The organism is Weissella sp. ESL1156, assembly GCF_058505625.1.
Genome location: NZ_CP196372.1, coordinates 380,885 through 393,612, shown reverse-complemented (window position 1 = coordinate 393,612; position 12,728 = coordinate 380,885). Strand labels below are relative to the sequence as shown.

Sequence of the window (12,728 nt, the reverse complement as noted above, 5' to 3'; positions counted from 1 at the left end):
TATGCAAAATTTTAGTCAACGACAAATTACTGCTAACATCATCAAAGGTTCTTTAGGTAATATGATCGAATGGTTCGACTGGTACATCTATGCCTCATTCACGGTTTATTTTGCACCATCCTTTTTTCCAAGTACAAATCAGACCACAGAACTATTAAGTGCAGCTGGGGTTTTTGCAGTCGGTTTCTTAATGCGTCCCTTAGGAAGTTTTATTATGGGAAAGTTAGCTGATATTCGCGGTCGTCGTGCTGCACTAACTTTGTCAGTGACTATCATGGCTACCTGCTCAATGATTATTGCATTGATGCCAAGTTACCAAACCATTGGTATCTTGGCGCCGATTGGACTAGTTATCATACGAATGATTCAAGGTCTTTCATTAGGTGGCGAATATGGTATTTCAGCAACTTATTTATCAGAAATGGCTTCCCAAAATCGTCGTGGTTACTATGCTTCTTTTCAATATGTTACTTTGATTAGTGGTCAACTGGCAGCACTTGCAATTCAAGGTATATTGCAATTCTTTCTAAATGAAGTACAACTTCAAACATGGGGATGGCGTATCCCTTTCGTTATTGGCGCATTGGGTGCTATCTTAGTGATGTATCTACGACTATCAATGGATGAAACACAACAATTCGAAAATTCCGTCCAAGAAAAAAATGGTCAATCTCGTGGATCATTGCATACACTCATGCAATATCCTAGTCAGGTGCTAACTGTGATTGGTTTAACATTTGGTGGTACGATTGCTTTTTATACATACACTACCTATATGCAAAAATATATGATTAACACTCTAGGGTTACCAAATCAAACAGTGACCACAATTAATTTTTCTGCCCTTTTAATTTTCATGGCTGTTCAACCATTATTTGGCGCAATTTCAGATAAAATCGGCCGTAAACCTTTACTATATTGGTTCGGTATTATGGGGACGTTACTAACGGTACCAATTTTTATCGGATTAAAATACGTTTCAAGTCCAGTAATGGTCTTTTTGTTAATGTTAGCAGGTCTATTAATTGTTAGTGGTTACACATCAATTAACGCCATTGTGAAAGCTGAAATGTTTCCTACTGAAATTAGAGCCCTAGGGGTTGGATTACCCTATGGTTTAACAGTTGCTATCTTTGGTGGTACTGTCGAGTATATCGCTTTATGGACTAAGAGTATTGGCCATGAAAATATTTTCTTTTTCTACGTTTCTTTTGCCATCCTAGTCAGTTTATTGGTTTATGTCCGCATGCTTGAAACGTCAAAAAATTCAACATTATAATTATTGTTGATTTGATAAGTAATCATTTTTATTAAAGTCCGTTTATGTCGTTCATTATAAGAATTTAAAACAAGCATAGCATACTATCAAAAAGTAGTTTCTACCCACAAAATTGTAAACAAAAAGTAGCACAATTGATGAAACAATCAGCTACTTAATATGCAAACTATTTAATTAAATACCTCTGTTCAGTACCGTTTAGTGTATCAATGGTCATTTCAGTTTATCAGTTCATGTTTTTATTCAAACACTCAGCTAATCATTAGCTCCAAACTGATTTGATAACGGTCCCAATAATCCAAACAATCGCAACAATGATCCACCCGCCGTGGATTAAAAAATCCCAAAAATTAGTTTCAGAATGACTACTATCATCAATAGTAATTCTATTTTTCAAATCTACATCACCCTTTATCAAATTATCTAATGAGATATTAAAAAAATCACTCAATGTAATTAACCGTTCAATATCAGGGTAAGCAGTTCCCAACTCCCATTTAGAAATTGCCTGTCGACTAACATTTAATGTTTGTGCTAATTGATCTTGTGTCAAATCTTTTTTCTCACGCTCTTCTTTGATTCGTTTACCCAATATTGTTGTCATATGACTACGCCTCTTATCTATTTATTTGTACTCATTGTGCACCAAACTGATTAGAAAAGCACGCTAATCATCAGAGCACAACCATGCAACCACTAGTTGCGAGAAAAGCAACCCAACTTTCTGTCATATTAGTTCAAATCCTCACTCATTGAATTATGACTAATATAAATATCTGTACTATAGAATGGCACAAATATTTGAACTGACAAAAACAGTACATTATGGTCCAAATAGAATTCATGATTTCAAAAATATTTATAGAATATTTAATATGTGATTCATAGCTACTTTCAAAAAATTTTTTCCACTTCCTATTTCAACCGAAAACTCATTCAAAAATAAAAAATGGTCTCATCCTGATGTACATCAGCAATGAAACCATTTTTGAACAATGAATACATTTCAACTATACTATATCGCTTACCTTCCAGAGTGAAATACAACTATTGAAAGGCTAGTAACAAAGACTGAGACAAAAATGAAAATACTTGAACTATAATTGATAATGTTTCTTATTTGCCGTCATTTTATATCAGGTAGAAGTAATCTTTTATTAACGAGACTTTCAACCCTGTTTTATTTCTAATTTATTCTCCCCAAACTTCTTGGGCAGTTTCAACAACTAAGCGAATTTTATCCCATTCTTGTTGTTCAGTAAGCTTGTTTCCTTCCTCAGTTGAAGCAAAACCACATTGTGTGCTAAGTGATAAGTTCTCTAAAGGCACAAATTGTGAGGCTTCTTTAATTCGTTCGACTAGCGTTTCTTTAGATTCTAATTCTGGCTTCTTACTGGTAACTAAACCAAGTACAACTTGCTTACCCTCTGGTACTTCAGCTAAAGGTGCGAAATCACCAGAACGATCATCATCAAATTCTAGATAAAAAGCATCCACTTTCTCTTGCGCTAATAGATGACTAGCAACTGGTGCATAACCGCCTTTAGCTGCCCATGTTGAATGATAATTACCACGGCAAACGTGCGTGCTGATACGCAAATCATCGGGCAAATCTGTTATTGCGGCGTTATTTAATTTCAAATAAATATCTTGCAAATCATTCAAATCAAAATCACCATTCGTCATATCTTCCCAAAAGTCATGATCAACCACCATACCCCAAGTACAATCATCAATTTTGACATCGCGACAACCTTCGTCATACAAAGCCAAAATCAAATCATGATATGCCTGACCAATATCTGCAATCAAGTCTTCTTGATTATCATAATACTTATTTACAGCTGCAACATTTTCTTCGCCGCGCACGATTTCTGCATAAAACTGTGCAGGCGCTGGAATACTCTGACGTGGTGTAATGTCATCTTCATCAGCTACTAAGTCACGTAAAAACTTAAAAGCCTTGACATCATGATGATTGGGATCAAAGGCAATCTTACCTTCTACCTGTGCTGAGTCAGCTCGCGTTTCTTCATCATGAAATAGATAACCATGTTCTGGGATCGTATGTTTTATCCCAGCAAATCCCCAAAATGTATCCAGATGCCAATAACTGCGACGGAATTCACCATCAGTCACAATTTTTAAGCCAGCATCAATTTCCTTCGCAACCAAATCACGAATGGCTTCATCTTCCACTGCTGTCAATTGTTCATAACTAATTTTATTTGCTGCATAATCTTCACGTGCTTGCTTTAATTCACTTGGTCGTAGGAAACTTCCTACAATATCATAATGTAACTTTGTTGCTGTTTGACTAACCATTGTCATTTCTCCTTTTCTATACAAAAAACACCCCCAGAAAACAACTCTCGTTATCTTCTAGGGGCGTGTCATTAACAATATAATTTTCACGCGGTACCACCCACTTTTAACATCATCTTTACAAACAATGCTCTTATCAGGTACACAATACTTGCTATACCTTTCTACGTTAACGGGCAGAACCGCGACCGACTTATTTCTCAACTTGCCGTCCGTTTGCATTCCAAGACCATCTTCATCAAAATCCACTTGTCATTTCACAGCTACCATGACTCTCTGTAAAGCTTCTATCATTGATTACTCATCTTTTCTTAGCAATTACTTATTAAGTTGTAATTAATGTTAATCCGTCTGTTTGAAATTGTCAAGGCTTAAATGGAAATATTCTCATTTAAAATTCTAATATTAACACTTAAGAAAATATAAATGCTGACGATATATTGAAATTTAATTAGGAATAATTAAAAAAGTATCTATTCATTAAAAATGTTTTTTAATTTTATATGATATCGTTCAAATTTATTAATATTACTCAATAATTTGTATTCTATGATAAAAGAGTATCAAAATTTTTTTCGTTTTGATACTCCTTTATAGATGTTTTTTCTGATCAATAAAAGATGTACACATCTTTTATCATCAATTCAATTTAACTTTTGCAACTAAATCATGTACTTCTGAATTACTATTTTGATTCCATTTAATCTCATTTACTTGATCCATATTAGTAATAACCACCATAATTATATCGTTTTTTTGTTTTTCATGGAATACTTGTCGATTTATTTTAGCAATTATTGTATCATTGTTAACTTTATCTCCAACTTTGATTGGAATATCAAATCCTTGTCCCTCTAAACTAACAGTATCAAGCCCCATATGAACCAATACTTCTAAATTATTTTCTGATTTAATACCAATTGCATGCTTAGTATCTGCAACGGTGACAACCGTTCCTGATACTGGCGAAAAAACATCTCCGCCACTTGGCTGAACTGCATATCCATCGCCCATCATTTTTTCCGAAAATACTGGGTCTGGAACATCTTCTATCTTTTTTAATTCTCCAGTTGAAATTTGATATAAATTAACATCTTTCGTTAAATTTACCTGATTCATGTCTATATTATTATTTGAAGTGTTTTCACTAATCTCACCATCAAATTGTGTTTTATCTTTTAAACTGAATAAATAAGTTGCCCCGAAACCAGCAATTGTAGATAGGCCAATAGTTACCAAGCAAAGAATAAAGTTTGTCATATTGCCATTAGGAGAAATATAAACCGCCGATGTTGCCAAACCTGGGCCAGCGTATACATATTGTTTTAAATTAATTAATCCTGCAAAAACTGATCCAATAGCAGATCCTGTCATAGCCCCAAAGAATGCCGTACGAAAGTTAATAAGAATTCCATATAATGCTGGCTCTGTAATTCCAACTAATGCAGTAATACCTGATGTTGCTCCAATAGATTTAATTTTCGTATTTTTACTAATAAACCAAACTGCTAAAGCAGCGCCAGCAATTGCTGCATTACCAGCTAATCCACCAGGTAGGAAAATATTGTCATAACCAACCGTATTTAAATGTTCCATATTTATAAAATAAACTGCTTTATCCATTCCAGTTATAATACTAAGTGGTATAGATAATCCCCAAATGGCCATCGCCAAAATTTTGAAATGTGACGCTATCAAGTTTAACAGCCACATTAATCCTGTCCCAGACAAGTATCCAATAGGTCCTAATACAATTAATGTAACGGGAATAGAAATTAAAAGAGTTACTAATGGTAACAAAAAATATCTGATGGATTGCGGGATTTTATTTTTAAAGAAACGATAAACCAAAGCAAGGAATGCCGCCCCCAGCAACATAGGTAAAAATGAACCATTGTATTGTACTTTTGATATTGGTAATCCTAAAAAGTCTAATCCTGCTTTATTATTTATATCACTGGCTAGTAATGTCATACCTAACAATGCCCCAAGTGAAGGATCAGCTTTTAATTTATTTGCAGCAGACCACCCTAAGACAATCGGCATAAAGTAAAACCCGGCATTAGCCGCACTATTTAAAATAACAACAGTACCACTATTGGGATTTAGCCCTAAAAAATTAGTACAGATTGTCAAAAAAGCCATCAACATTCCTGCACCAAGATAAATTGGTATTACCGGTGCAACGGTTCCACTGATATATTCAATAATCATTGATCCAATTTTTTTTGGACTTAAATTAACTGATGTTTTTTTTGCACTTTTATTATCCGAGTAATCAGCATTAAAATTTGTAATTTCCATAAATTCATCATATGCTGTACCAACATCAGTTCCTATAATTGTTTGTAGTTCATTTCCTTCAGCAATTCTTGCTCCTAAAACAAGTGGTAATTTTTGTATTTCCTTTAAATTAACAACTTTCTCATCACTTATTTTAAATCGTAATCGTGTTGCACAATGTGTCACATTTTCAATATTTGAAAGGCCACCAACTTCTTTCAAAATTTCATTTATTGTTTCTGAATATTTCATTTTAAAGCTCCTATCTAACTTTTAATGAAAATAATTAAAGCCATTGTAGCTATAAAACAATAGTTCACTACATACACTTCTTAATTCATTAATTTTATGAAATAGATTTTAATCGCAATAAAAGTGCTTTTCCTCTGTTGATTACTTATCAAAATGATCAAGGTATTCATTTACCACATGTTCAACTGAAAAACCACGTTGCTTTATCAATTCATCCGCATTACCACTCGCACCAAAAGAATCAATTCCAATAGAAATTCCATCAATACCAACATATTTCGACCATGATTGAGTAGATCCCATTTCAATTGACATGCGATTGCGAATATTATTTGGTAAAACACTCTGACGATAATCTAATTCTTGACTGTCAAATAACTCTTGACTTGGTACTGATACAACGGTGACATCATGACCTTTATCGAATAATACTGTTTGTGCTTGTAAAGCAAGATCAACTTCAGAACCTGATGCCATTAATATTCCATCCGCATTACTCTTATGTGCTGAAGATAGGACATAAGCTCCTCGATTCACTTCAGGAATCATTGACTGAGTATGATGTTGTGCTAATGGCTGTCTTGACATAGCAATAACAACCGGTCCCTCTTGATTATTTAACGAAATTTTCCAAGCTTCAAGTGTTTCTGCGGAATCTGCAGGACGGAATAAGGTAACGTTCGGAATAGCGCGAATACTATCAAGTTGTTCAATTGGTTGATGTGTTGGTCCATCCGGCCCTAATGCAATTGAATCATGGCTGAACAAGAAAATAGATGGGATATTTTGTAATGCTGCCATTCTAATTGCATTACGCATATAATCGGAAAATACAAAGAACGTACTTGTAAAAGCTTTTGTCCCACCAAATATTGTAATTCCATTAACTGCTGCTGCTGATGCAAATTCTCTTACACCAAAATATATATTTTTATTTTGATAACTATCTGGTTCAAATCCTGAATCATTTTCAAAATATGTTTTATTAGAACTAGAAAGATCTGCAGACCCACCCCAAAAATTAAAATCGCTTTCTACTGTTTGTTGTAATAATTTATGAATTGTATTACGTGTAGCTTCAGGTTCTACAGCTAAATTGAAATTATGAAAATCAGGTATCTTAATTTTCCCAGTTAAATGATCTAACAAATTCTCATACGTGGATTCATCATCATGATGCAATGTTTCAAGACGTTTCTTCCATAATTCTTGTGAATCCTGCTTATCATGAACAATTTCTTGGTATGTTTTATAAACTTTATCAGGTATATCAAATGGTTCATAGTTCCAGTTAAAGAATTTTTTAGTCTCTTCAACCCCCTCTATACCTAAGGGATTTCCATGTACAACTGTTTGATTTTCCTTAGGTGAACCATATCCTAGCACCGTCTTTACTTCAATAATTGTTGGCGCATTCGTTGATGAAGTAGCAACATTAAGAGCATTATCAATTTCAGTTAAATCATTACCGTCTTCTACTTTAATATAATTCCAATTGTATCCACTAAAGCGATTCTTAACGTTATCATTCATTGATTTATCAGCTTTTGCATCTAATGTAATATCGTTAGAATCATATAATACAATTAAATTATTTAACTTAAGATGGCCAGCTAAACTTGCAGCTTCATGACTAATGCCCTCCATCAAATCTCCATCACTAACTAATGTATAAATTTTATTATCAATTAATTGATTTTCTCCAGAATTATATTTAGTAGCCAAATGTTTAGCAGCCATTGCCATACCAACGGCCATACCCATTCCTTGTCCTAATGGACCTGTTGATGCATCTATACCTGGTGTACCAAGTTCAGGATGCCCTGGAGTCTTGCTATTTAATTTTCGAAAATCTTTTAAATCAGATATAGATAAATCATAACCTAGTAAATGCAATATAGAATACAACATAGCTGAACCATGTCCAGCTGAGAGAATAAATCGATCGCGTCCAAACCAATTTGGATTTCTAGGATCAAATCGCAAATAATTTTTATACAATACGTATAACATCGGAGCGGCATCTAAAGGTAACCCAGGATGTCCTGATCCTGCATTTTCAATCATATCAATACTAAGAGCACGAATTGCATTAACAGCTGTTTGGTCATTTAAAGTATAAGTTGTCATAAATTAATCTCCTTTTTTAATCAGGATTAACTACATTTTCTAATAATCAATTTTATTTTGTTATTCTAGATTGGAATGCCGTTGAAACATGTCATCATTCATTTCATTATTAGTATCCATAATATGGAGAACTAATGAATCTCCAACAATTAAAACGCACTGTTCATACAATGAAGCCATAGGTTGCATTGAAGAAAAATCATTATCCGCATTTTTTTTACTTGGAGCTTGAATAATTATCGAATAATCAGCAATACTATTCAGTGTTGATTGACTATTTGTAGTCATGGCTAATACATTTCCCCCAATTTTTTTCGCATTACGAGCCATATCATTTAGTTGTTTGGTTTCCCCTGAACCAGAAGCAACAATTAATAAATCACCTTTTTCAAAATCTGGTGTAATTGTTTCACCAACAACAAAACTTTGGTATCCCATATGCATTAGGCGCATTCCAAAAGATTTAATTGAAAAGCCCGCTCGTCCCAATCCTAAAACAAATATTTTATTTGCCTTGGAAATAGCATTGCTTGCATTATCAAATTGTTGTTCTGGAATTTTATCTAGCACTATTTTGATTTCATTCAAAATTTTATCTGTCAGTTGTGTCATTTTATTCTCCTCTGAAATATACGAAAACGTTTTCATCTGTATAATAACATCAAATTTCGCGTTATTCAACAAAAAAGAAATAAATTTCGCAATTATTACAATAATACAAAATTTATTTCTTTAATGGCGATTATTATCTTTACTTTAGTACAAAAGATAGACCAGAATTTCTGGTAAATACCTCAAATTCTGGTCTATCTTTTGTAAATTCTATTTATAACTAAATTTAATTAGCATACTCTTATCAAATTGATAAAAATTGTTGTGCACTCTACTCTACATTGAGCAGAAAGTTATTCATATTGCTTAATAATATTTTTTAAACAAATAATCTTCTTAAAAAAATCATTTCTTATATTCAGCCAAACGCTGTTCCTGATTAATTCCATATTTTGCATACTTTACATTTTCTACAGTAGTCAACAAGGTTATTAACAAGTCAATAATTGCCATTTCCATTAATTGGGTAGCCGTAACCAATTGAATGCTAGTAGTTCGTTGATGAGAACTCAATAACAAAACGTCGGCTAACTGTGACAAAGGAGCGCGACTTTCCTCAGTAATTACAATACATGGCACATGCGCGTCTTGAGCGACTTTAGCCACATTATTTGTAAGCGTTGTACTTCCTGAAGCTGAAATTAATAAACAAAGATCATCAGATTTCATTTGATATGCAAAATTAATTTGCATTTCAGGTAAGGGTGAGCTAATTGCTTTAATTCCAATTTGGTTGAATAAATAACTTGAATAGTTTGCTATATTATTCGTGTTTCCTGCCGCATATATGTACAATGTATTTGAACTTTTAATCAACTTCAATGCTTGTTTTACTTGTTTTAAATCTAATCCTTGGAAAGTTTTTTCAAGATCGCTTTTCTTATTTTCCATGATTTTTTCAATATTTTCTTTCAAATTTTCAGTATAATCTACCTCCTTTTTACTGTAATTTTCTTCTTGATCAAAGGTCTGTGTTAATGCAATTTTTAAATGATAAAATCCTCTAAAACCCGCTTTTTTTGATAATCGCATAATTGTTGCTTCACTAGTTTTACTTGCTTCAGCTAATTCCGTAACGGTCATACCTGCTACAATTTGTGGATTTTTTAAAATATAATCTGCAACCTTTTTTTCTTTATTGTACAATTTTTCGTAAATGTTATTTATTGAAAATATTGCATCTTGTCCTTTATTCATATATTTTTCCTCTTTTAATTTACATAAACACGCAATCTAGATGATTCATTTTAATAATGTATATCATACTCTTATTAACACTTAACTAATATAGTAATTATACATTTAAAGAATATCTCACTAAATCCTAACCAAATATTTTAATTTTTTCAATTATAAATATCATTATTTCTGACTACATGTATTAACTGGAGGCTACAAAAAACATATACATGGCAAAATTATAATATAAATTGTATAAAAACACCTTAGTTATAAAACTTAAAAATTAAGTCTAAATAATTTCAATTAAATTAAAGACACACATATTGGTGTCAATAAATAGAACTAGTTTTCATTAAAAAATGATCAATATTTAAAAAATGCCATCCAACAACAAAGTAGAAAAAGCGGCTAAATTTACGAAAAATTCAGTTACTTAATGTTTAAAATAATTCTTTTCTCTGTATCTTTTAACCAACAAATTTTTTGGTCTATTCTAGTTTGTTAAAATAAGTTTTCGTTTATCTTTTGTACTATAAATTAGATCTAAAAATAAAAATTTTCATAAAACTAAGTTTTAATATTTAAGTCAGATTAATTTCGTAAAATCAGCAATAGATTAATATACTTCCACTTCACTAGTCTGCTATTTTTTCCGACTATATTTCACAAAAATTGAAATTTAAACATTTTACTAACTACTTAACTGAGATATTTTATATACCGTTAAAAATATTCACGTTGCATATAATATGATTTTTTATTCTGAATTGATAACAGTTAAGACTTGTTGAATAGCGCGGTCCCAAACCTGCCATTCATGTGCACCAGGTACTTCCAGAAACTCATGTTTTAATCCTTTTTGTTCAATCTGATGATTTAGTGTCTGATTCATGCATAAAATGGATCATCAACACCACAAAGTTGCCAAATTGCTGGCGCATTCTCTGTCTGTTGAGAAATTAAATATGCAATATCATTTTCTGATCCTGGTACCTGATCTGGTGAGCCAAACAAACGATGATACCAATTATTACGGTCAGGATGGTTTCGCCAATGCTTTGCAATATCCGGCATTGCTGATAACGCAAATATTTGTTGGAATTGATCAGGGTGCGTTAAACCAATTTTTAGCGCACCAAACCCGCCCATTGACACACCAGCAATAAAACATTTGTTTGAATCAGATGGCAAATGAAACCATTGTCAACAACGGTGCTACACTTCATCAGCAATATAATCAAAATACTGGCTGCCACCGATTATATTTGTGTAATAGCTACGGTCAGCACGTAGCATGATGATTGTCATTTGAAATTTACTAGCATACGCTGCTAATCTTGTCTGTGTTAGCCGTGACGTTTCGTCATCATTCAAGCCATGCAATAGTAACAATACCTTGCCATGATGTTCTGGATATTCTGGTAATATAACATTAATTTTTGTATTCATTTGTAATTTTTCAGAATAAAATTCGATGTTAGTAATTACCATAATTGTCTCTCCCTCTTCTGTACTATATCAGCATATCTATATTGTAATATGTGATTTATATCCTAGGATTGAAAAAATTCCATTACCAACATTTTTGTGATAATAGAATTTTTGTGTTTACTATTAAATACTTATAATTATACTCGAACCAATTAATCTGACATACATCTAAAGCTTGTTGCAACGTTTCCGTTGAGGGTGTTTGGTATTCGAACCAATTAATCTGACATACATCTAAAGCAAGATGTTTGGAAATTTTAGAGCAGCACCAGTATTCGAACCAATTAATCTGACATACATCTAAAGCTGAACGGACTAACGCAAGTAACTGCTTGTCGTATTCGAACCAATTAATCTGACATACATCTAAAGCCAAAAGTGTTATATCATTTAGAGGCGAATTGTATTCGAACCAATTAATCTGACATACATCTAAAGCGGTCTCGTTCAACGACTGTATACACCTTGGGTATTCGAACCAATTAATCTGACATACATCTAAAGCCTTGTGCCTGCTTGATAAACCAGTCATCTTGTATTCGAACCAATTAATCTGACATACATCTAAAGCCCAATATGCCTAAGGAAGTATCAACAACTGGTATTCGAACCAATTAATCTGACATACATCTAAAGCTGTTTTCATTCCAAACAGTTATAGTAAACGGTATTCGAACCAATTAATCTGACATACATCTAAAGCGTGTATGTCAGATCCAGCAGTCCGGACATGGTATTCGAACCAATTAATCTGACATACATCTAAAGCCTGATTGATTGAGATGTCAACACCTAATTTGTATTCGAACCAATTAATCTGACATACATCTAAAGCATACTGATGTTGAATCGGTAGTTAATCATAGTATTCGAACCAATTAATCTGACATACATCTAAAGCTTCTACTAGGTCAGAGGCAGAGCCGTATACGTATTCGAACCAATTAATCTGACATACATCTAAAGCGTTAATGTAAAAGGTATGCGCCATAGCTGGGTATTCGAACCAATTAATCTGACATACATCTAAAGCTTAGCAAGAGCAGACTCTGGCAGCCTTGAAGTATTCGAACCAATTAATCTGACATACATCTAAAGCAATATTGTGTGAATTTACTCGAATGGCACAGTATTCGAACCAATTAATCTGACATACATCTAAAGCGTTTAGGAT

General features: G+C 32.9%; 11 protein-coding genes and 1 CRISPR repeat array (1 of these 12 cut by a window edge). Of the genes, 2 read left to right on the top strand and 9 right to left on the bottom strand.

Translation table 11 applies throughout. The features are described 5' to 3' along the window. The first annotated feature begins 1 nt into the window (after nucleotide 1). A complete protein-coding gene (locus tag ACSKY2_RS01945; RefSeq protein WP_489877930.1) occupies nucleotides 2–1,279 on the top strand; it encodes an MFS transporter in 1,278 nt (425 codons plus the stop codon). A gap of 262 nt (nucleotides 1,280–1,541) precedes the next feature. On the opposite strand, the gene ACSKY2_RS01940 is transcribed toward ACSKY2_RS01945, so the two are convergent. The 5 genes from ACSKY2_RS01940 to hxlB form a co-directional block, all read right to left on the bottom strand. Beyond that, nucleotides 1,542–1,883, bottom strand: coding sequence for a helix-turn-helix transcriptional regulator (locus ACSKY2_RS01940; RefSeq protein ID WP_489877929.1), 342 nt, complete (start codon nucleotides 1,881–1,883; stop codon nucleotides 1,542–1,544). A gap of 587 nt (nucleotides 1,884–2,470) precedes the next feature. Next, complete coding sequence (locus tag ACSKY2_RS01935) at nucleotides 2,471–3,604, bottom strand: 5-methyltetrahydropteroyltriglutamate--homocysteine S-methyltransferase (RefSeq protein ID WP_489877928.1); 1,134 nt, start codon at nucleotides 3,602–3,604, stop codon at nucleotides 2,471–2,473. A gap of 639 nt (nucleotides 3,605–4,243) precedes the next feature. Further along, complete coding sequence (locus tag ACSKY2_RS01930; RefSeq protein ID WP_489877927.1) at nucleotides 4,244–6,139, bottom strand: glucose PTS transporter subunit IIA; 1,896 nt, start codon at nucleotides 6,137–6,139, stop codon at nucleotides 4,244–4,246. A gap of 141 nt (nucleotides 6,140–6,280) precedes the next feature. Further along, nucleotides 6,281–8,269 (bottom strand): transketolase, encoded by a 1,989-nt coding sequence (gene tkt / locus ACSKY2_RS01925; RefSeq protein ID WP_489877926.1) that lies wholly within the window; start codon nucleotides 8,267–8,269, stop codon nucleotides 6,281–6,283. 60 nt (nucleotides 8,270–8,329) lie between these two features. Further along, nucleotides 8,330–8,881 (bottom strand): 6-phospho-3-hexuloisomerase, encoded by a 552-nt coding sequence (gene hxlB / locus ACSKY2_RS01920; protein ID WP_489877925.1) that lies wholly within the window; start codon nucleotides 8,879–8,881, stop codon nucleotides 8,330–8,332. Nucleotides 8,882–8,991: 110 nt separating this feature from the next. On the opposite strand from hxlB, the gene ACSKY2_RS01915 reads away from it, so the two are divergent. Continuing rightward, entirely contained in the window at nucleotides 8,992–9,105 is a 114-nt protein-coding gene (locus ACSKY2_RS01915) for a hemopexin repeat-containing protein (RefSeq protein ID WP_489878219.1), read from the top strand. 121 nt (nucleotides 9,106–9,226) lie between these two features. On the opposite strand, the gene ACSKY2_RS01910 is transcribed toward ACSKY2_RS01915, so the two are convergent. The 4 genes from ACSKY2_RS01910 to ACSKY2_RS01895 all read right to left on the bottom strand — a co-directional run bounded on the left by ACSKY2_RS01910 (nucleotide 9,227) and on the right by ACSKY2_RS01895 (nucleotide 11,554). Further along, nucleotides 9,227–10,078 (bottom strand): MurR/RpiR family transcriptional regulator, encoded by an 852-nt coding sequence (locus tag ACSKY2_RS01910; RefSeq protein ID WP_489877924.1) that lies wholly within the window; start codon nucleotides 10,076–10,078, stop codon nucleotides 9,227–9,229. Between the two features lie 742 nt (nucleotides 10,079–10,820). Further along, entirely contained in the window at nucleotides 10,821–10,955 is a 135-nt protein-coding gene (locus ACSKY2_RS01905) for a hypothetical protein (RefSeq protein WP_489877923.1), read from the bottom strand. Next, complete coding sequence (locus ACSKY2_RS01900; protein WP_489877922.1) at nucleotides 10,952–11,254, bottom strand: alpha/beta hydrolase-fold protein; 303 nt, start codon at nucleotides 11,252–11,254, stop codon at nucleotides 10,952–10,954. The genes ACSKY2_RS01905 and ACSKY2_RS01900 overlap by 4 nt, the downstream gene beginning before the upstream one ends. A gap of 24 nt (nucleotides 11,255–11,278) precedes the next feature. Next, nucleotides 11,279–11,554, bottom strand: coding sequence for a hypothetical protein (locus ACSKY2_RS01895; protein WP_489877921.1), 276 nt, complete (start codon nucleotides 11,552–11,554; stop codon nucleotides 11,279–11,281). A 139-nt stretch (nucleotides 11,555–11,693) separates the two neighbouring features. Next, a CRISPR array of direct repeats spans nucleotides 11,694–12,728; the repeat unit is 36 nt; unit sequence GTATTCGAACCAATTAATCTGACATACATCTAAAGC (it continues 57 nt past the right edge of the window).

Coding starts and splice junctions, on each gene's coding strand:
- ACSKY2_RS01945 (WP_489877930.1), top strand. CDS start 2: ATGCAAAATTTTAGTCAACGACAAATTACTGCTAACATCATCAAAGGT.
- ACSKY2_RS01940 (WP_489877929.1), bottom strand. CDS start 1,883: ATGACAACAATATTGGGTAAACGAATCAAAGAAGAGCGTGAGAAAAAA.
- ACSKY2_RS01935 (WP_489877928.1), bottom strand. CDS start 3,604: ATGGTTAGTCAAACAGCAACAAAGTTACATTATGATATTGTAGGAAGT.
- ACSKY2_RS01930 (WP_489877927.1), bottom strand. CDS start 6,139: ATGAAATATTCAGAAACAATAAATGAAATTTTGAAAGAAGTTGGTGGC.
- tkt (WP_489877926.1), bottom strand. CDS start 8,269: ATGACAACTTATACTTTAAATGACCAAACAGCTGTTAATGCAATTCGT.
- hxlB (WP_489877925.1), bottom strand. CDS start 8,881: ATGACACAACTGACAGATAAAATTTTGAATGAAATCAAAATAGTGCTA.
- ACSKY2_RS01910 (WP_489877924.1), bottom strand. CDS start 10,078: ATGAATAAAGGACAAGATGCAATATTTTCAATAAATAACATTTACGAA.
- ACSKY2_RS01905 (WP_489877923.1), bottom strand. CDS start 10,955: ATGAATCAGACACTAAATCATCAGATTGAACAAAAAGGATTAAAACAT.
- ACSKY2_RS01895 (WP_489877921.1), bottom strand. CDS start 11,554: ATGGTAATTACTAACATCGAATTTTATTCTGAAAAATTACAAATGAAT.